At 40.7% G+C, this 17,768-nt stretch carries 23 protein-coding genes; 16 read left to right on the top strand and 7 right to left on the bottom strand.

The features are described from left to right. Positions 1 to 43: 43 nt before the first annotated feature. Together RS893_RS06035 and RS893_RS06030 are read left to right on the top strand one after the other, a co-directional pair. Complete coding sequence (locus tag RS893_RS06035) at positions 44 to 586, top strand: phosphate-starvation-inducible PsiE family protein (protein ID WP_315790323.1); 543 nt, start codon at positions 44 to 46, stop codon at positions 584 to 586. Positions 587 to 842: 256 nt separating this feature from the next. Beyond that, on the top strand, positions 843 to 1,085 hold the full coding sequence (locus tag RS893_RS06030) for a hypothetical protein (RefSeq protein ID WP_315790322.1): 243 nt from the start codon (positions 843 to 845) through the stop codon (positions 1,083 to 1,085). Between the two features lie 557 nt (positions 1,086 to 1,642). On the opposite strand, the gene RS893_RS06025 is transcribed toward RS893_RS06030, so the two are convergent. Continuing rightward, positions 1,643 to 2,185, bottom strand: coding sequence for an IS630 family transposase (locus RS893_RS06025; RefSeq protein ID WP_315791883.1), 543 nt, complete (start codon positions 2,183 to 2,185; stop codon positions 1,643 to 1,645). Positions 2,186 to 2,204: 19 nt separating this feature from the next. Between RS893_RS06025 and RS893_RS06020 the strand changes: the two genes are divergently transcribed. Beyond that, positions 2,205 to 2,896 (top strand): IS1 family transposase gene (locus tag RS893_RS06020; RefSeq protein WP_315784082.1). Its coding sequence is split into 2 segments (ribosomal slippage): positions 2,205 to 2,529 and positions 2,529 to 2,896, totalling 693 coding nucleotides; the frame shifts between segments, so codons are not numbered across the junction. A gap of 76 nt (positions 2,897 to 2,972) precedes the next feature. Here RS893_RS06020 and RS893_RS06015 read toward each other — a convergent pair. The 4 genes from RS893_RS06015 to ndhC form a co-directional block, all read right to left on the bottom strand. Then, positions 2,973 to 3,479, bottom strand: a complete 507-nt coding sequence (locus tag RS893_RS06015) for a helix-turn-helix domain-containing protein (RefSeq protein ID WP_315785251.1) — start codon at positions 3,477 to 3,479, stop codon at positions 2,973 to 2,975. Positions 3,480 to 3,740: 261 nt separating this feature from the next. Then, complete coding sequence (locus RS893_RS06010) at positions 3,741 to 4,268, bottom strand: NAD(P)H-quinone oxidoreductase subunit J (protein WP_315790321.1); 528 nt, start codon at positions 4,266 to 4,268, stop codon at positions 3,741 to 3,743. Continuing rightward, positions 4,261 to 5,007 carry an NADH dehydrogenase subunit K gene (locus tag RS893_RS06005; RefSeq protein WP_315790320.1) on the bottom strand — a complete coding sequence of 249 codons (747 nt, stop codon included), beginning with the start codon at positions 5,005 to 5,007 and terminating at the stop codon, positions 4,261 to 4,263. The genes RS893_RS06010 and RS893_RS06005 overlap by 8 nt, the downstream gene beginning before the upstream one ends. Continuing rightward, a complete protein-coding gene (gene ndhC / locus RS893_RS06000) occupies positions 4,998 to 5,360 on the bottom strand; it encodes a photosynthetic/respiratory NAD(P)H-quinone oxidoreductase subunit C (RefSeq protein ID WP_009460047.1) in 363 nt (120 codons plus the stop codon). The genes RS893_RS06005 and ndhC overlap by 10 nt, the downstream gene beginning before the upstream one ends. Before the next feature lie 193 nt (positions 5,361 to 5,553). On the opposite strand from ndhC, the gene RS893_RS05995 reads away from it, so the two are divergent. From RS893_RS05995 to RS893_RS05960, 7 genes are all read left to right on the top strand, one after another. Continuing rightward, a complete protein-coding gene (locus tag RS893_RS05995) occupies positions 5,554 to 5,889 on the top strand; it encodes a rubredoxin (RefSeq protein ID WP_016867051.1) in 336 nt (111 codons plus the stop codon). A gap of 136 nt (positions 5,890 to 6,025) precedes the next feature. Next, a complete protein-coding gene (locus RS893_RS05990; RefSeq protein ID WP_315790319.1) occupies positions 6,026 to 7,036 on the top strand; it encodes a photosynthesis system II assembly factor Ycf48 in 1,011 nt (336 codons plus the stop codon). Positions 7,037 to 7,278: 242 nt separating this feature from the next. After that, entirely contained in the window at positions 7,279 to 7,527 is a 249-nt protein-coding gene (gene psbE, locus RS893_RS05985; RefSeq protein ID WP_016867049.1) for a cytochrome b559 subunit alpha, read from the top strand. Positions 7,528 to 7,536: 9 nt separating this feature from the next. Next, complete coding sequence (psbF, locus tag RS893_RS05980; RefSeq protein ID WP_009460051.1) at positions 7,537 to 7,668, top strand: cytochrome b559 subunit beta; 132 nt, start codon at positions 7,537 to 7,539, stop codon at positions 7,666 to 7,668. Positions 7,669 to 7,677: 9 nt separating this feature from the next. Next, complete coding sequence (locus RS893_RS05975; protein ID WP_015209609.1) at positions 7,678 to 7,797, top strand: photosystem II reaction center protein L; 120 nt, start codon at positions 7,678 to 7,680, stop codon at positions 7,795 to 7,797. A 114-nt stretch (positions 7,798 to 7,911) separates the two neighbouring features. Further along, on the top strand, positions 7,912 to 8,031 hold the full coding sequence (locus RS893_RS05970) for a photosystem II reaction center protein J (protein ID WP_016861092.1): 120 nt from the start codon (positions 7,912 to 7,914) through the stop codon (positions 8,029 to 8,031). A gap of 532 nt (positions 8,032 to 8,563) precedes the next feature. Beyond that, on the top strand, positions 8,564 to 9,307 hold the full coding sequence (locus RS893_RS05960) for a DUF561 domain-containing protein (protein ID WP_315790317.1): 744 nt from the start codon (positions 8,564 to 8,566) through the stop codon (positions 9,305 to 9,307). A gap of 90 nt (positions 9,308 to 9,397) precedes the next feature. Here the strand turns inward: RS893_RS05960 and RS893_RS05955 are convergent, their stop codons facing one another. Further along, positions 9,398 to 10,522 (bottom strand): DegT/DnrJ/EryC1/StrS family aminotransferase, encoded by a 1,125-nt coding sequence (locus tag RS893_RS05955; RefSeq protein WP_315790316.1) that lies wholly within the window; start codon positions 10,520 to 10,522, stop codon positions 9,398 to 9,400. A 411-nt stretch (positions 10,523 to 10,933) separates the two neighbouring features. On the opposite strand from RS893_RS05955, the gene RS893_RS05950 reads away from it, so the two are divergent. The 5 genes from RS893_RS05950 (at position 10,934) to RS893_RS30225 (ending at position 13,771) form a co-directional block, all read left to right on the top strand. Then, positions 10,934 to 11,710 carry an ABC transporter permease gene (locus tag RS893_RS05950; protein ID WP_315790315.1) on the top strand — a complete coding sequence of 259 codons (777 nt, stop codon included), beginning with the start codon at positions 10,934 to 10,936 and terminating at the stop codon, positions 11,708 to 11,710. A gap of 136 nt (positions 11,711 to 11,846) precedes the next feature. Next, positions 11,847 to 12,971 (top strand): HEAT repeat domain-containing protein, encoded by a 1,125-nt coding sequence (locus RS893_RS05945; RefSeq protein WP_315790314.1) that lies wholly within the window; start codon positions 11,847 to 11,849, stop codon positions 12,969 to 12,971. Positions 12,972 to 12,992: 21 nt separating this feature from the next. Next, on the top strand, positions 12,993 to 13,184 hold the full coding sequence (locus RS893_RS05940; RefSeq protein ID WP_315790313.1) for a hypothetical protein: 192 nt from the start codon (positions 12,993 to 12,995) through the stop codon (positions 13,182 to 13,184). Continuing rightward, positions 13,185 to 13,607, top strand: coding sequence for a hypothetical protein (locus tag RS893_RS05935; protein ID WP_315790312.1), 423 nt, complete (start codon positions 13,185 to 13,187; stop codon positions 13,605 to 13,607). After that, entirely contained in the window at positions 13,607 to 13,771 is a 165-nt protein-coding gene (locus tag RS893_RS30225; RefSeq protein ID WP_425475840.1) for a hypothetical protein, read from the top strand. The genes RS893_RS05935 and RS893_RS30225 overlap by 1 nt, the downstream gene beginning before the upstream one ends. A gap of 46 nt (positions 13,772 to 13,817) precedes the next feature. Here RS893_RS30225 and RS893_RS05930 read toward each other — a convergent pair whose 3' ends face one another. After that, positions 13,818 to 15,599: a hypothetical protein gene (locus tag RS893_RS05930; RefSeq protein WP_315791882.1), complete on the bottom strand. Its 1,782-nt coding sequence runs from the start codon at positions 15,597 to 15,599 to the stop codon at positions 13,818 to 13,820. 895 nt (positions 15,600 to 16,494) lie between these two features. Here RS893_RS05930 and RS893_RS05925 point away from each other — a divergent pair. Beyond that, on the top strand, positions 16,495 to 17,727 hold the full coding sequence (locus RS893_RS05925; protein WP_315790311.1) for a succinate--CoA ligase subunit beta: 1,233 nt from the start codon (positions 16,495 to 16,497) through the stop codon (positions 17,725 to 17,727). The last annotated feature ends 41 nt before the right edge of the window (positions 17,728 to 17,768 follow it).

Genomic DNA, 17,768 nt, shown 5'->3' with positions numbered 1-17,768 from the left:
GCTGGTGTGTCAACAGTTGTCCCAATACCAAAATAGAAATTTCATGAGAAAGCGCCCCAAAAGTCAATTTTTGTTTTGCGATCGCTGGTTTGATCGACACTGGATAGTCCGTAATATGGAAGCTTTCCAAGATTTGATTGTGGTTATCTTGTGTTTAAGCTTGTTTGGCGTCATGCTGATGCAACTATGGTCGATATTTGTTGCTCTTACACAACAACTCGAATATAGACAAGTGACAGCCAAAATTTTATTCATCTTGATTTTGGTGGAATTATTTCGATTGTTGATGATTTACTTACAGGAACATAGTATTGCTGTAGGCGTGGCAGTTGAAGTCACAATTGTCTCAGTACTCCGAGAAGTAGTTGTACATGGAGCGTTGGAAATTTCTTGGATTCAAGGTGCCTCAATTTGTGCGTTATTGTTAATTCTTGGCGGATTACTAATAGTGTGTGCCAAAACACCACATATGGATTGCATGAGTGCTAACACAAAATCTTGTCCAATTGTCTACTTTGAGGATAATCAACAACTGCAAAAAGAGTGTGAATTTGAGCGACCCGCGTCGATGCAAAAAAGGAGATAAGGACAACGGGGAGACGGGGGACAAGGGAGACAAAAAGGACAAGGGAGACAAGGAAAATATTACACTCCTCACACTCCCCTCACTCCACCCTGCGGGAAGTCGCTTGCGCGTCTACACACTCCTCACATTTCTCCACTTTCCCCCATTTCCCCCATTTCCCCATCTCCCCACCTCCCCTTATACCCTTCTGGACAGATGAACACCTCTTTGAGGGCAAGTAGAAGTGAATATAGAAAGCCTAAAGGAGGGTGAATCAATGACTCAAACTAGAGAAAGACAATCTCAAAATCCTATTAGCGATCTAGAGTACGATTTTTTGACCGTTTTGCACAATAAAGGCGAAGCGATCAAGGCTTACGACACCTATATCCAAGATGCACAACAAGCTGGTTCTCAGCCTTGTGTAGAATTGTTCCAAAAACTACGTCAGTCTGACATCGAACAAGCACAGGAGATTCGCCGCCATCTTCAAGAAATAATGCAAAAAGGTAAGATGTAGGTTTGGTGAGGTGAAGCGATCGCTATCTAATTTGTAGAGAATCTAATTTGTAGAGAAACAAGCGATCGCTTCACTCTTTGTTAGATTGATTACCTGCTGCTAGTCAACTTGAGTGGACTTTCGCTATTAGCCAAGAAATTTATTTCTTGGCGGCATATATACTGAGTGTGAGAATTTCACTTGAATATAAATGTGGGGTGATTTTTAGAAATGGGTGTACACCGTAGTCCAAAGATGAGGAACGAGACTGAAAACAAGAAATTTCTCACTTGAAACAAGAACATTCTCACTCAAAACAAGAATATTTTCACTTAAAACGAGAAACTTCCTACTTGAAACAAGAACATTCTCACCTCAAACAAAAAACTTCCCACTTGAAACGAGAACATCCGAGTTTAAAACTTCATCCTTGAGATTGAGAACTTGAACTTTCCTGTATTAAGACAATCATCAACTAATTGCTCTAACTCTGCAAGCGTCTCCTCACCATAATCAACTTTGCTATTTATCCATTTCCTTCTGTTCCATCAGTGGAAACAGTTCCAAATTATACCAATTCAAAAAATGTTTGCGACAGATAAGGCATTGAGGATGAAGTCATAACCAGTCAAAGAAGCAGCAATTTGAGGAGTGAGGAGAGCTAGGAGTTGAGCAACCTTGGTTTGCAGATGCTCCAGGTGATCAAATAGCTCCCATTTCAAGTCTTGCTTGAGATATTCCCAAACGCGCTCTATGGGATTCAGTTCAGGAGAATGAGCAGGCTGGAACAAAAGAACAATATTCTCTGGAATTTGTAAACGTTTAGCTTTATGAAATAAGCCGTTATCAACTTGGAGAATGTTAAGTGATTTGGGATAACAGGCAGCGAACTCGTTCAAAAATTGTTGGTAGCATTCGGTATCAACATGAGAAAACTGCCAAAATAAACTTTCCCCAGTAAGTGGTTCAACTGCTCCATATAGCCAGAACGCTTTAAATTGCCACTGCCAATCACCAATAGGCTTAACTCCGGGAAGAGTAATTTTACGTCCTTCAATGGTTTTGAGTCCAAATCGACTCTCATCTTGTACAAAATAACGGGCGTTGCATAATAGCGGTATGAATTGAGGTCAATTAATCATGGAATGTCCACGCTGTGGATCTTGTCATAACCGTAAGAATGGAAAGAAAAGAGGTAAACAGAATCACATTTGCTGTGATTGTGGTCGTCAATTCATTGATGTCTATAAACCACCCAGGGGCTACTCGGATGAAATCAAACAAGAATGCCTAAAAATGTACGTCAATGGTATGGGATTTCGTGGAATTGAAAGGGTGAAAAACGTTCATCATACTACCATTATTCATTGGGTTAAACGAGTGGGTACACAATTGGCGGATACACCAAATTCAAAGGAAATTCCGCAGGTGGGAGAACTAGATGAATTAGAAACATTTATTGGTTCAAAAAAAATAAAATCTGGTTGTGGACGGCGGTAAATCACTTTACTCAAGGTATTCTTGCTTGGGTTTTAGGTGATCGTAGTTCGACTACTTTCCAACAGTTATGGAACATTGTCCAGTGTTGGCAGAGTTATTTTTACGTCACAGATGGATACCCTGTTTACCCTTGTTTTGTTCCTGATGGTGACCAAATTGTGAGTAAGACCTACATGACACGAGTCGAAAATGAAAACACAAGGCTTAGACATTATTTGGCTCGTCTTCATCGTAAAACTTTATGTTATTCCAAAACCGAGGAAATGCTGAGATACTCTGTTCGATTGTTATTGCACTACCTCAAATATCGTTCTGTTCCCTTACCTGCCTAAAACATACCTTTATTCAGCAACGCCAAATAACGAATATTTTCGTACTGGGGCAAGATAATGGCACTGTATTGAGCAATTAATTGCAAGTCATCACCGAGTTTTTTTTAAAAGACTCTAGTTTTTCTTCGTCCTGTTTTCGGTTACGCGGACGTGGGACTTTCAGCTTGGCTTTGAGCCTGTAACGTGCCAGATGATGTACAGTTGCGTACTCAGCTTGCACACCCAAGGTTTTTTCTAACCAATGTTGTATTTGTGTGTACCGTTGAAACCCACCTTCTGGTTGTTCGAGTTGTTTTTTCAAACTCGATACAGCCCAATCTGGTATTGCTCTTTTTCGACCTGAACTCGTTCCAAATTCAACAACCGCCTCAATTCCTCCTTCTCGATAATCTGCCAACCATCGATGTACTGTAGCTCGATGTTTTCCCAAGATTTTAGCAATCTCACTTACACTCATTTCTTGCCCTTTAATCAGATATAGGGCTTGTATACGTTCTTTGCTCCGAGACTGTTTTTGATGTCTGAGCAACTTCTCTAGTTCCTCGACACTATCAACTATCTCGATCTGTGTTACCCCTACCATCACATACCCTGAATGCTACTTCTGTCTATTTTTACCATCTGTCGCATTCTTTTTTCAAATTGGTATTACCGTATGCATTCTGAAACAAACTCAATCATTCTTCCGACATTACACCTTAACTAATATTTGAACATTCTCATCATCACGTATCTTACACTCCGCGTACCTCCGCGCTTTCCTCCGCGCCCTTTGCGTTACAAAAAACCACCCCCCTCTCCACGTACGGAGAAGGGGGTCAACAGCATGAGATGCTATTCACTACTAGTAAGCGTCTTGCAACTCGTAAAAATCAGGCGAAACATAATCCTTACGCAAGGGCCAACCTACCCAATCTTCCGGCATTAAAATTCGCTTCAAATTCGGGTGTCCTTCATAAACAATCCCGAACATATCGTAAGACTCGCGCTCTTGCCAGTCAGCTGTCTTCCAAATCCAGTAAACTGAAGGTACTCTCGGATTTTCTCGTGGCAAGAAAACTTTGATACGTACTTCCTCTGGCTTATCAGCATTATCACTTACTTTAATCAAGTGATAGGCGCTGACCAATTCCTGTCCAGGACCTAAATCAATCCCGCCTTGAAACTGGAGATAATTAAACCCGTAGGCATACAAAGCAGTGCAAGTTGGCAGCAGGAAATCTGCCTCTACCTTGATAATTTCTACACCGCTGACATCAGGTTGCAAAGGCTCGTTAGCAAAGCCGTTTTCTGTTAACCACTGGGAAACATTACCTGCTGCTACAACTGGAGATTGTTCCTGCGCTGGTACTGGTTTTGATTCTTCAGCCACGGTTTACCTCCTCCTTCTTCTCTGTTAACAAAGCAGGTGGTACAGGCATACCGATCGCTTCGCTCAATTCCTTCGGTGGTGCAACACGAGTATCAGAGAGCAAATACTCACCAGTGTGGATTTGTGAGACTGATTTCATGCTGTGAGCCGTACTGTAGTAGCGGTGGGTTTGCTTAATTACGCCTCGCTCTTGCATGGAATCATTAGCGATTTTCTTCCGTAACTTAATAATTGCATCGATAATCGCTTCTGGGCGTGGTGGACAACCAGGTAAGTACACATCCACCGGAATCAGTTTATCAACTCCACGTACTGCTGTGGGAGAATCGACGCTGAACATCCCGCCAGTAATTGTACAAGCTCCCATCGCAATCACGTACTTTGGTTCTGGCATTTGTTCATACAGACGCACCAGTTGGGGTGCCATTTTCATCGTGATTGTTCCGGCTGTAATGATCAAATCAGCTTGCCGGGGACTAGAACGAGGGATAAGTCCAAAGCGATCAAAGTCAAAGCGAGAACCAATCAATGCTGCAAATTCAATAAAGCAGCAAGCTGTACCAAACAACAAAGGCCAAAGGCTAGAAAGACGCGCCCAGTTATAGAGGTCATCAACCGTAGTCAAGATCACGTTTTCCGACAGTTCTTGAGTCACTGTCGCACGCCCAATGGGGTTGAGAATACGCTCTTTTTGCTGCTGTTCCAAATCTTTGGCTGTTAAGTTAGCATCTAAGACCATTCCAAGGCTCCTTTACGCCATGCGTAAACTAAAGCAACTACAAGAATTGCAATGAAGATAAGCGCTTCTATAAATGCCAGTAGACCAAGACGGTGGAAAGCAACTGCCCAAGGATATAAGAACACCGTCTCTACGTCAAATACTACAAACACTAGCGCAAACATGTAATAGCGAATATTGAACTGAATCCAGGCTCCACCAATTGGTTCCATGCCGGATTCGTAAGTGGTGCGCCGTTCTGGATTGCGCCCACTGGGTCGCAGTAACTTAGATGCCGCCAGAGCTAATGCAGGCACTAAGCTACAGATAATTAAGAAGCCTAGAAGGTACTCGTAACCGCTGAGGACAAACACAATGAATATCTACCGTTGTACGTGGAAATAACCTGTTACTTTCTTTTACATTATATATTTTTAGTATTTCTGAGTTTTGCAAAACAGACTGAGAGTTTATTTGATTCGTTTTTGCTTGTTATAGAAAAACCTAACAGTTATGTCATAATTTTTAACGTATATTTAAGCTTTGACCCTCACCCATGCCACAGCCATGAGCGAACAAGCTGTTGAAAATCCGCTTTTAGACCGCTATGAGTGTCGTGCCTGCGGTTATGTTTACGAACCTACCAAAGGGGACGAAAAACATGACATTGCCCCAGGCACACCTTTTGCAGAACTGCCGCTAACTTGGCGTTGTCCGGTTTGTAGTGCCAAGAAGAACGCTTTTACCAATGTCGGCCCTGCGGGTAAAGCTTCTGGATTTCAAGAAAATCTCGGTTATGGTTTCGGTGTCAATAACTTGACCCCCACTCAAAAAAGTATTCTGATTTTTGGTGGTTTAGCTCTTGCTGTCTTGTTTTTCCTCAGTCTTTATGGCTTAAAATAGGACGCGTTTTTAAGATGGGGGCAATGCCTAAAGGTAGACCCTCACCTTTTTGTAGGGGAAACACTTGCTGTCTCCCCTCACTCAGTAAACATAAACTAAATTTACAAAAAACTAATAAATACAAATGCGTTCAAGAATGAAAATTTGGCACAAACTAATTGCCCTATTTGCAGTTGTTCTAATATGTGTCGGTTGTAGTAAGGTTCCTTCTACAAGTTACAACCCTTGGGAGGTAATTTCTGTAGACACAGATGCCAAATTGTTGGACATTGCTTTTACTGGGAATCCCCGGCATGGTTTCTTGGTAGGTAGTGACGCTACTCTTTTGGAAACTAAAGATGGTGGTCAAACTTGGCAACCTATCAAACTGCAATTAGATGAGGGCAAATACCGCTTTAACTCTGTCAGTTTTAAAGGGCAAGAAGGCTGGATTGTTGGTGAACCTGCTTTGTTGCTGCATAGTACTGATGAGGGTAAATCGTGGTTGCGAATTCCTTTGAGTGAAAAGTTACCTGGGAACCCGATTAGTATTATTGCCCAAGGAGGAAATTCCGCAGAAATGGCAACCGATGTCGGGGCAATATACAAAACTACAGACGGTGGTCAAAATTGGAAGGCCCAGGTAGAAGAAGCAGTCGGTGTGGTTCGCAATCTGGAACGTTCTGCCGACGGTAAATATGTTGCTGTTTCCGCCAAAGGAAATTTCTACTCGACTTGGCAACCTGGGCAAAATGCATGGGTTCCTCATAACCGCAATAGTTCTCGACGGGTAGAGAATATGGGCTTTGGTGAAAATGGCCAGTTGTGGATGCTAGCGCGAGGAGGTCAGATACAGTTTAGCGAAACTGCTGATGCCGAGAAATGGCTAGAGGCACAAAATCCAGAACTAGCTACTAGTTGGGGCTTGCTTGATTTGGCCTATCGCACACCAGATGAAATTTGGGTTAGTGGTGGTAGCGGTAATTTGTTACGCAGTCCTGATGGTGGTAAAACCTGGGAAAAAGACCGCGATGTAGAAGGAATTCCTGCTAATTTTTATAAGATTGTTTTCTTTTCACCTGAGCAGGGATTTGTAATAGGCGATCGCGGTTATTTACTAAAGTATCAACCAGATATTGCCACTGCTACTAAATCTGATGCTGCTTAGTGTAATAAAACTTTACGAATTCATTGCTTAATTTCTGAGAAAGAAGTTGCAAGATGTAACTCTTTCTTAACTTTATAGGATAATGAATTCATGTAAAAAATCTAAATAGACACGAACCCAATCGGGCGAGTGTGTAGTAGTCCCGTCTGGGGGCAAACATCCAGAATCAGATGTAGTGTACTTAGGTAAGACTAAGAAGTCTACGCGTTAAAACATCTTTGAAAAGACAGGTAGGAATCTAAATGTCAGGAAGTACTGGAGAACGTCCGTTTTCGGATATTATTACCAGCGTTCGCTATTGGGTAATTCATAGTATTACCATTCCAGCATTATTTATTGCAGGTTGGTTATTCGTCAGCACTGGTTTGGCATACGATGTGTTTGGCACACCTCGCCCCAACGAGTATTATCCACAACCACGGCAAGAATTGCCGATTGTGAATAACCGTTATGAAGCAAAACAACAAGTTGAAGAATTTACTGGCAAGTAGTTTGAAATTATGAATACAACTGATAATCAACCGATACAATACCCAATTTTTACCGTCAGATGGCTGGCAGTTCATACCCTAGCTGTGCCTACTGTTTTCTTTTTGGGCGCGATCGCCGCAATGCAGTTTATTCAACGCTAGGAGAAAATCATGGAAAGAAGCCCCAACCCCAACAATCAACCGGTTGAACTGAACCGGACTTCACTTTACCTGGGACTCCTACTGGTTTTTGTTCTAGGGATTCTGTTTTCCAGTTATTTCTTTAACTAACTGGAACAGCTGCTATTTAATCAGTGAATAGTTATCTAAAGATATAAAAGTGATAACTGATAACTGATAACTGAATTAATCTGTGTTGATTTTGTGTTTAGGGAGGAGAAAACAGTGTCTGGAAGTGGGAGAATTCCTCTGTGGATTGTTGCTACAATCGCAGGATTAGGTGTTATTACTGTTGTAGGTATTTTCTTCTATGGAGCCTACGCTGGACTAGGTTCTTCTGTCTAAATTTGACATGAGCCTAGTACTAAAAGCCGGACTTTTCTAGCAATTTGTTTAGGAATCAGCATTCAAAAACCGCCCATCTTCAATAGATAGGCGGTATTAATTTTGTTAGTAGTTAGTGGTTAATTGTTTACTATTAACCAATAACCAATAACCAATAACTAATTTACGCAATATCCTCGCGCTCAATGTAGATCAGCATCAAGGAGAATACGACAATTGGTACAATCCAACCAATACTGTAGACGAGAATAGGAGACAAGAATGAAGCAGGGTATGAAGCCAAAAGTGAAGCCATAGTAAAGATTCCTCTAAAATGCACACTACAATTCAAAATGAGCTTACTGCAATTCTTCGCTTAAACTTGTAAATTCTAAAGATTTTTAACACAGAAAAGCTAATTGTAAATATATATTGACTACCCTACTGGTGAACTTCTAAAAACCTGCCCTTGAAGGCGATCGCTAATCCTAGATTCCTAAAGACACTAAAGAATGTCAAAATATTCCTACTTTGATTATTTGCGAGAGAAACCATGACGATGCATCCAACTCTCCAACGTGCATTTGCTAACCGTTGCGCCCTCAAAGTTATCAGTGGTTTAAATAATTTTGATGCTGACCGTGTGGCGGCGACTGTGAGAGCAGCACACTACGGTGGTGCTACTTTTATTGATATCGCTGCTGATCCTAATTTAGTAAAATTAGCTAAAAGCTTGACTGATTTACCTATTTGTGTATCTGCGGTAGATCCAGAAAAGTTCTTGTTAGCTGTAGCTGCTGGTGCGGATTTAATTGAAATTGGAAATTTTGATGCTTTCTACGCTCAAGGTCGTAGATTTGAGGCTGAGGAAGTTTTGGCACTCACTTGCCAAACCCGCGCCTTGCTACCAGAAATTACGCTTTCTGTAACAGTTCCTCACATTCTGACACTGGACTTACAGGTACAACTGGCTGAGGAATTGGTGAAAGCTGGTGCTAATATCATCCAAACCGAAGGTGGTACTAGCAGCAACCCTACTCATGCTGGTACATTGGGTTTGATTGAAAAAGCCGCTCCTACATTGGCAGCAGCTTACGAAATTGCTCGTGTGGTATCTATACCAGTACTGTGTGCTTCCGGAATTTCTAACGTTACTGTACCCTTAGCGATCGCTGCTGGTGCTGCTGGCGTTGGTGTCGGTTCTGCCATCAACCAACTCAACAGTGAAGTTGCCATGATTGCGGCTATACGTGGTTTAGTTGAGGCTTTGGGAACGAGTGTAGAGGTGAGAGGGTAGGAATTGGGGTGATGGGGGTGTGAGGAGGGTGGGAAGTGGAGATGTTCTCCCTTGTCCCCCTTGTCCCCCTTGTCCCCGATCCCCTATCACCTACCCCAAACAATCCTTAAGGCTATAAATCACCTGATCTTGTTGTTCCTCGGCAAGTTCTGGGAACATGGGTAAGGATAAAACCTCTTGCGATGCTTGTTCGGATACTGGCAACTGCCCTGGTTGATAGTTCAAACTTTCGTAAACTGGTTGTAAATGTAGAGGACGGGGATAGTAAATCATTGTATTTACGCCCCGTTCTTGCAGTTGGTTACGTACCCGGTCTCTTTGTTTGTTAAGTACGCGAATGGTGTATTGGTTCCAAACTCCTTTGCCACCATTTAATTCTTGTGGTGGAATTATACCGGGAACTTGATTGAGAAATTGTTGATAACGAGATGCGATCGCCTGCCTTTTTCGATTCCAAGTATCCAAATAACGCAGCTTGATTTGTAAAATAGCCGCTTGGATGGCATCCAAACGGCTGTTCACACCTATCTCTTCGTGGATGTAGCGATGTTTTTGACCATGCTCTTTTAATACCCTTAATTTAGCAGCAATTTCTGGATCATTTGTCGTTATCGCTCCGCCATCACCGCAACCACCGAGATTTTTGGTAGGGTAGAAGCTAAAACAGCCGATATGTCCTATACTTCCTACTCTTTGGTTATTCCAAGTTGCGCCTGTAGATTGGGCGCAATCTTCAATGACTATAAGATTGTGAGTATTGGCAATACTCATCAATGCAGTCATATCTACAGGTTGTCCAAATAAGTGAACTGGGATAATGGCTTTAGTTTTTGGTGTGATAGCTGCTGCTAGTTGCTCTAAATCTAAATTAAAAGTGGTTGCATCGATATCAACAAACACTGGTTTTGCCCCTACAGCATTGATCACCTCAGATGTGGCAATAAAAGTGAAAGGTGTTGTAATTACCTCATCGTCTGCACCAATATTAAAAGCCCTAAGTGCTAAATAAAGTGCATCTGTACCAGAATTACAGCCTACACATTCATTCACACCATTATAGGCAGCAAACTGTCGCTCGAAGCTTTCAACCACTGGCCCACCAATATAACGACCAGATGTTAAAACCTCTAAAACCGCAGTACTCACTTCTGCTGCAATGGAGGCATATTGCTGTTTGATATCAAATGCAGGGATGGAATTTTGACTTTGAACCATGAGTTTATAATTGATGTCAATATAGATGCCGTCACTAAATTTTTATCCAGAGAACTTATGAATTAATTATTACTATTAATATGTTCTCTATAATACGTTGTATTCAAGAGTTTTTACTGTAATTATTGCCGTGTCGTAGAACTTGCCAATAAAATGTATAACTCTTGAAACATTTGCCGTTACTTGCTCAACCCTGAATTGAGTTTTGCATTTGGAATGTAAAATTGTTGAAGGCATCAATTTGTTAGGGTAAAAGGTAATATACACCAACACAAGAGCCAATACATGTAATGAAAGTTCCCGTGGGTTGTTGGTGGATAGTGGTTAGTGGTTAGTGGTTGATGATTAATAACAATTACCAGTTACCCATTACCTACTAACTACTAACTACTAACTACTAACTACATAACTATGCAAGAACTGGTGAAATTAGATTTGGTTGATTTGGCTAGTGCTACAGCATTGATAGCTGTAGTCATTGGTTTATCTGTTTGGGAAAATCTCGGACTAGAACTCAACTTAGTTCTGGCGACTGGGAGAACCATCCTACAACTAGTGGTATTAGGATACGTTTTAGATTTCATCTTTGCTTTTGACAATGCTTGGGCAGTTGTGGCGTTTTTAGCATTATTGCTGACAATTACGGCGATTGTCGCAAGAAATCGCATCACTCAAAAAATACCGCAAGTTCTGCCTCTGGTGTGGGGTTCTATTTTATTTAGTACAACTGTGGTTATACTTTATACTAATTTTGTAATTATTCAGCCAAATAGATGGTACGAACCACAGTACGTAATTCCTCTGGCGGGAATAATATTGGGTAATGCGATGAATGCAGCTGCGATCGCTGGAGAACGTCTTGTCAATACCATCAATAATAGTCACATCGAAATCGAAACTCATTTAAGTTTAGGTGCAACTCCCCAGCAAGCGATCGCTCAGTATCGCAAAGACGCCATTCGTGCTGGTTTAATTCCTACTGTTAACCAAATGATGATTATTGGTTTAGTGACAATACCAGGATTTGTTGCTGGACAGCTATTGAGCGGTGTCAATGCCCTTGATGCTGCTTCCTACCAAATTGTAATTATGTTTATGACTGTCTTTGCCAACTTGTTGACAATCATTTTGTTAACTAGGGGGTTGAGTCGGCTGTTTTTTAACTCCGCCGCGCAGTTGGTTAGGTGAGGGGATGGAGAGTGTGGGGAACTCGGGGTCCCTGGTGGGGATTAGGGGCAATGGGGGGTGTGAGGAGAACTAACAATCAACAACCAACACTACGAGTAAAATAAGTAAATTTTTCTTAATTGGAGATGTTAATCGGGTGATTTGCACCGATTCACTAACCAAGCAAGCCAGCAAAACACCTTTGGTAGCGCTCAAGCTGGCTGTATTGTGTCTGATGTTACTGTTATTGTGGACTAGTAACAGTTGGGCGCAAATTCCGACTGACATAAAGATTGCTCCCATTATTGAAAAGTTAATCGATAATAATGCCCGCGTCCGTTTAGAGGCACATGATGCCTTGGTAAGTATTGGTTCACTAGCAGTACCAGCACTAATAGAGGTTTTGAAAAATCCCGATTGCAATATTCCCTGGCGTGCAGCTTGGGTGTTGGGTGATATGGCTTCGGAAGCTAATGCTGCGGTGGATGCTTTAGCTGAAGCTTTACAGGATGAAGATGCCCAAGTGCGAATGTATGCGGCTTTGGCTTTAGGTGAAATTGGTAAAGCAGCTAAACCCGCAGTTCCTCCCTTAATGGCAGCTTTGCAAGATCGGGAAGAATATGTCCGAATTTATACGGCTTCGGCGTTGAGACGATTGGGAACAGAAGCAAAAGTTGCTGTTCCTTCCCTAATTAATGCCTTAAAAGATAAAAATCCCAGAGTCCGCAAAAATGCAGCCCTTGCTTTGGGTGTAATAGGGAGTGAAGCGACATCTGCGGTTGGGGATGTAATTTCTCTGTTGCAAGATAATGAATATTACGTCAGATATGGAGCAGTTAAAGGGTTAGCTGGTATAATCGGCGGCTACCAGGATATAGCTGATAATTTGCCCAGCACCAAATTAACCAAAGTTATCTCTGACTTTGAAAAAGTTCTGAAAATTCTCGAAGATAACCAAGATAAATTTACTGAGTTAGATACTGCTAAGATTCGTCGTCCCCTAGAAGCACTAAAAGCAGAAAAAGAAACTCGCTTATTTGATAGGGTCGTGGAATGGTTACTCAAGCATAAACTGCGGTTGGGAATTGCAGCTTATATCAGCTTGCTGCCTTCTCTGTGGCTGATTTTGCTGCGAGTAGCGCCTTTGTGGCTGTTGAAACTCAATAATGCCCTCAAACCTTACACAGATTTTTCTCTACCTTTTATTAGCATTAATGTACCTTTGCGCTATGTGCTATTTGTCGGGTGGTTTCATTATCATCCCAGAGTCTTGGATGCCTGAGTGGGGAAGTACATTAATTCAGTGCGAGAGCAATTTCCGAAAAAAGATACTGTCAATTCTCGTGCTACCTATGTGCCAATTCCTGTAATTTTGGATGGAAATACGGTTCCTCAACTTACTGGGGAGAACCTACACCCAACTTTTGCAAAAAAGCGTAGTTGCTTAGTCATTTGTGGCGAAGGGGGTGTTGGCAAAACTAGTTTAGCTTGTTAGATGGCGCGGTGGGCGATCGCAGAAACTAAAGATCAACGTCTATGTGAACATTTGATGTTACCCGTGTTGCTAGAAGAAGAGTTTCGGGTAGTAGAAGGTAAATCTTCGCTATTGGAAGCAATTCAGGGACAGTTGCAAGCTTTTATTGATGAGCAAGAAGCCGTTTGTGTAGAATTACTGTCACGACTGTTAAGAAAACAACGCATACTCGTTATTGTTGATCGCTTCTGTGAGTTAAATACTACTACTCGTGAAGCCATTGTGCCAGATTCACCAGAGTTTCCTGTCAATGCTTTAGTGATTACTTCCCGAATTGAGGAAAAATTAGGACGGGTCAATAAAACAATAATCAAACCCCTCCGCATTGAAGCCAATAAACTTAGAAATGGCGATCGCAATTCTTCCGCAAAGCTGACGATTTAATTAAAACAGGCAAACAAGATGCGATCAAAGGTTTTCTGTTGGCAGTATATGAATGTTACTTAACTCAGATTGAAAACGCCAAAAACTCGGATTTTGTTCCGCAGAGGTTAAGCAAACTCACAGGTGTTAATACTACCGTAAATTCACTAAAATTTTTAGTATAATTATTTTCCTCATACTCCTCACACTTCCTTAGTCTCTTCCTAATTTTTAATTGTTTTCATCCCCCGGCACATGTCCATGAATTTGACTACCCTGGGCATCAAACACAATCACAGCCAAGTTAGCATTATCACTAATGATATCTAGGGCTTGCTGTAAACTTTGTAAATGATTAGTAATATTAGCTACACTACTCTGATTGCCCTGATTCAAGTTACTGTTGAGTACTTGTTCATATTCAAGAGTAATCCGAACGATTATTTCTCGATCAGTAATGGTAAAATTACAAACCCGAATTGTTCCAGAACAAGTGTTTTCTAGGTCAGCGTGGGTTTGTTGTAAAGAGTTAGCAATTTGGAGTTTTGCTTCTGCTTGTTTGAGGGATGTCGAATAAGGTTGGATCAAAGTTTGAGCCTGGGTGTAGTACAAGCTATCTTGTTTGACCTGCTTGGCGGTGCTTAAAGCTTGGTTCCAGTATGTTACCGCAGCTTGCCATTGGTTTTGTTTTTCGTAACGTTTAGCTTGTTCTGCGTTTTCAATGGCTTGTTTGTAGGTTTTGGCTGCTAGTAGTTGTTGAGTAACGCGATCGCGTGCAGCTACGAGTTTAGGTTTATAGTCTATCAGGAGATTTTGTGCTTCTGGATACACAGAGCTAGTTTTGGGAATAATACTTAAGGCATTAATTGCTACTTGCCAAGTAGATTGGACTTTTTGTAATTCTGATAAGGTTTTAGCTATAGTTTCTTGTTTAGTGGCGGCATTTGCCACATTTTTAGCTGCTGTTATTTTTTTCAACCATTTGTCTTCTAGTTGCAATTGCTGATTTACAGTCCGCAAATTGGCACGATATATTCCTAATCTTGGCTGTACCAATCCATAAAGTTCACTATTGGCACTGATGGTTTCTAATGGTGCGATCGCTTGTCGCCACAATTGTTGCCTAGCTTTTAGTTCTTCTAAGCTATTTGCCAGAGTTTGACTTTTTTGTGTCGCTAATGAAGCTGCACCAAAGGCTTTGACGACTTTGTTAATAGCTTCTGAACGCCCAGATAGATTAGTCGCCAGTGTTTCAGCTTCTTGGTGACGTGGTGAATAACCAGGAATAGCTTTTAGCGCCACGGTTGCTTCTACAAGTTGCTGTTGCACTTTGGTTAATTCTGATTCAGACTTGGCAGTCTGTATGAGTCGTTGCCATGATTTTTGTAAATCCTCAGCTGTTTGGATTGCTTTACATTCAAACATCACACAAGGACGAGTTAACAAGTAAGCAGTAGCGCCTAAAACTAACATTGCTGTTACAACTACACCCAATACAATTGGTTTTATAGGATGCCTTGACTTGATTGTTGTATAAAAAGACAAATCCGGCGCATCTGCCATTGGGTCAAATAGCTGATCCTCTGGTTGATTTGGGGTATTTGTAGAGGACTGGTCATCGGTAAACGTATCGGAAGCGGTAAAGGGGGAAGAATGATCTATCTTCTCCTCTTCCCCTACTCCTGTTGCTGCTTGGCTTACCTTCGCTTCCGAAGCTTGCAAAATTAGAGAATATTTAGCATAAGGCAATTTCACCCCTGCGATTCTGAGAAAGATTTCCACTTGCTGTCCGTGGTGGTTAAGTAGCAATTGTAGTGCTTCCTCAAGCACTGCAAAAATGTTGTCAGTATCAGCACTCACACCTTGTGGATGTTGAGTTAAAATCATCAACTGATCATTTTTAACAGCACACTTTACCTGGAAGAATTCACCCGAGGGAATTTCGGCCCGTAACTGTTCTTGCAAAATTTGCGCTATAAACTGTAAATCTTCTTCTATGACTGCTACTTGCATAGAGCCATCCTGCTGCTTTATATAGTCTGAATTATTTTCAAGCATGTTAAAAGAACTTATTTTATTTTTGGAACGTAGATACACAGTTTCATGACCCCCAGCTTTGCAATGTGAGAGACCATTTTTTTAGCACAAATTTTCTGCTTTCATCAAAAGTTAAGGTTTAGGTGAAAATATCAACTAGGGATTAGAGACTAAGTACAAGAAAGTAGATATTTTCACGAGGAATTATTTCTGCTCACCAATAATTCCGAGCGGGTATGAGCCATCAAACTGCTCTATGGAATAAATCGAAAATCTAACATTGTTTGACGGCTATAAAAATCAACACTAGTATTAATTAAGAGTCAAAGTTATGCAAAATAAAAACTTAGATTTTTTCGTTTTTTTATCTATTATGATGTACTAAAGTTATAATTTTTCTGAATTTTAATTATTGTTTATACACATACTTGTATTCAGTAATAATTAAGATTAATAACTACTATGAAATTGACAAATAAAAACGATGCGTCATCTCTCTATAGAGTCTGTTGCTTATTCGTATTTTCTCTGATATATATTCAAAAGCTAAAGCTTATTAATTCCTAAAATTAAAATTTTCTCTAATATGAAAAATATATTTGTACTAATGTATCAAAATTCGGTGACAAAAATGCTGGTTCGCTTAAATATAAGAAAAATTACTGATACAGTTAATTACTTATTATTAAAATTGTAAGAGCTAGTAATAAAAGCTATAAATTTACCTGATTTACTGAATTGGTTAGAATTAATGACAGAAAAATAATTATTAATAGACGAGTGAAGTTTGTTTGTGCAAACTAGGTGCAGCTTTATATCTTAATATAAAGCGTTGCAACTAACCAAAAATGGCTAGAGACAAGGTGTGTTAATGGAATTGCTAGAGTATCAAGTCAAAGAGTGGTTTCGGACAATAGGCATTCCTGTATTGCCTTCTCAAAAAATAGACCATCCCACGGATTTAAAAAGATTAAAAATTCGCTACCCAATTGTACTGAAATCTCAAGTACATGCAGGAGAACGAGCAAAAGCAGGCGGAGTCCGATTTGCTGAAACAACTATAGATGCTATTGCTGCTGCACAAAATATTTTTAATCTACCAATTTTGGGTGAATTACCAGAAGTGTTGTTGGCAGAAGCTAAGTATAATGCCGAACAAGAATTTTTTCTAGCGGTAGTTTTAGATACTGCTGTTTGTCGACCGATACTTTTAGGTTGTAAAGAAGCAGATATTGATTGGGAATCTGCTGGCAAAAAAATGCAACACGTGGTGGTGGAACAGGAATTTTCCCCGTTTTATGCACGCCGCCTAGCTTTGAAAATGGGGTTACAAGGTGCGTTAATGCAGACGGTAAGCAAAATAGTTGAGAAAATGTACCAGTTATTTATAGAAAAAGATTTAGATTTGGTAGAAATTAATCCTTTAGGGGTGGATGCTTCTGGTCAAGTGATGGCTCTCAATGGTAATGTTAGCGTCAACGAAAGAGCGATCGCTCGTCACCCGGATATTGCTGAGATGGCGAGAAAAATGGTTAATCGTCATAGCAGTGCAGAATTTAACAAGAGATTAAGCGAATGGGATGCAGTAGAACTACATGGTAAAATCGGCATTTTAGGCAATGGAACTGGTTCGGTATTGGCTACTTTAGATTTAGTAGTAAATGCGGGTGGTAAACCAGGTATTTGTTTGAATCTGCGTCACGCTTTCCCGACAGATACTTTACCAAGTACTTTTCGCGATCGCTTAGATAGAACTCTAGATATTTTAGCTGTTGATAAAAGTATTCAAGTTATACTGATCAACTTTTTAGGTAGTGTTCCTCAAGGTGCAGAAGTAGCCGAAGTAATTGCTAATTTTGTGCAGCATAATAAAAATGAATCCAAAACACAAACTTTACGTTCTAACGGAAACAAAAGCCGTCGCGAAACCTACTTACCACGCTTAGTTGTTCGTCTTGCTGGTTCTGAATTTGATGCAGCCAGAAAATATTTAACAACATTAAAAGTTTCTAGCGATGCATCTATAGTAGTAGTAGAAAATTTAGATGAAGCAGTAACACAAGCAGTTAATCTTGCCAAAGCTACTGCTCATAAAAGGTTTTGATCATCTTTACACCAAATTTAGGTAGCATGTGAGGCAAAATA

It is taken from the genome of Fischerella sp. JS2 (assembly GCF_032393985.1).
Lineage (GTDB): Bacteria > Cyanobacteriota > Cyanobacteriia > Cyanobacteriales > Nostocaceae > Fischerella.
This window is presented reverse-complemented; position numbering and strand designations above follow the sequence as displayed.

Bases quoted from the DNA above. Each gene is read 5' to 3' on its own strand.
- RS893_RS06035 (WP_315790323.1), top strand. From the start codon at position 44: ATGAGAAAGCGCCCCAAAAGTCAATTTTTGTTTTGCGATCGCTGGTTT.
- RS893_RS06030 (WP_315790322.1), top strand. From the start codon at position 843: ATGACTCAAACTAGAGAAAGACAATCTCAAAATCCTATTAGCGATCTA.
- RS893_RS06015 (WP_315785251.1), bottom strand. From the start codon at position 3,479: ATGGTAGGGGTAACACAGATCGAGATAGTTGATAGTGTCGAGGAACTA.
- RS893_RS06005 (WP_315790320.1), bottom strand. From the start codon at position 5,007: ATGGTCTTAGATGCTAACTTAACAGCCAAAGATTTGGAACAGCAGCAA.
- RS893_RS05995 (WP_016867051.1), top strand. From the start codon at position 5,554: ATGAGCGAACAAGCTGTTGAAAATCCGCTTTTAGACCGCTATGAGTGT.
- RS893_RS05990 (WP_315790319.1), top strand. From the start codon at position 6,026: ATGAAAATTTGGCACAAACTAATTGCCCTATTTGCAGTTGTTCTAATA.
- psbE (WP_016867049.1), top strand. From the start codon at position 7,279: ATGTCAGGAAGTACTGGAGAACGTCCGTTTTCGGATATTATTACCAGC.
- psbF (WP_009460051.1), top strand. From the start codon at position 7,537: ATGAATACAACTGATAATCAACCGATACAATACCCAATTTTTACCGTC.
- RS893_RS05975 (WP_015209609.1), top strand. From the start codon at position 7,678: ATGGAAAGAAGCCCCAACCCCAACAATCAACCGGTTGAACTGAACCGG.
- RS893_RS05960 (WP_315790317.1), top strand. From the start codon at position 8,564: ATGACGATGCATCCAACTCTCCAACGTGCATTTGCTAACCGTTGCGCC.
- RS893_RS05955 (WP_315790316.1), bottom strand. From the start codon at position 10,522: ATGGTTCAAAGTCAAAATTCCATCCCTGCATTTGATATCAAACAGCAA.
- RS893_RS05950 (WP_315790315.1), top strand. From the start codon at position 10,934: ATGCAAGAACTGGTGAAATTAGATTTGGTTGATTTGGCTAGTGCTACA.
- RS893_RS05935 (WP_315790312.1), top strand. From the start codon at position 13,185: ATGGCGCGGTGGGCGATCGCAGAAACTAAAGATCAACGTCTATGTGAA.
- RS893_RS05930 (WP_315791882.1), bottom strand. From the start codon at position 15,599: ATGCAAGTAGCAGTCATAGAAGAAGATTTACAGTTTATAGCGCAAATT.
- RS893_RS05925 (WP_315790311.1), top strand. From the start codon at position 16,495: ATGGAATTGCTAGAGTATCAAGTCAAAGAGTGGTTTCGGACAATAGGC.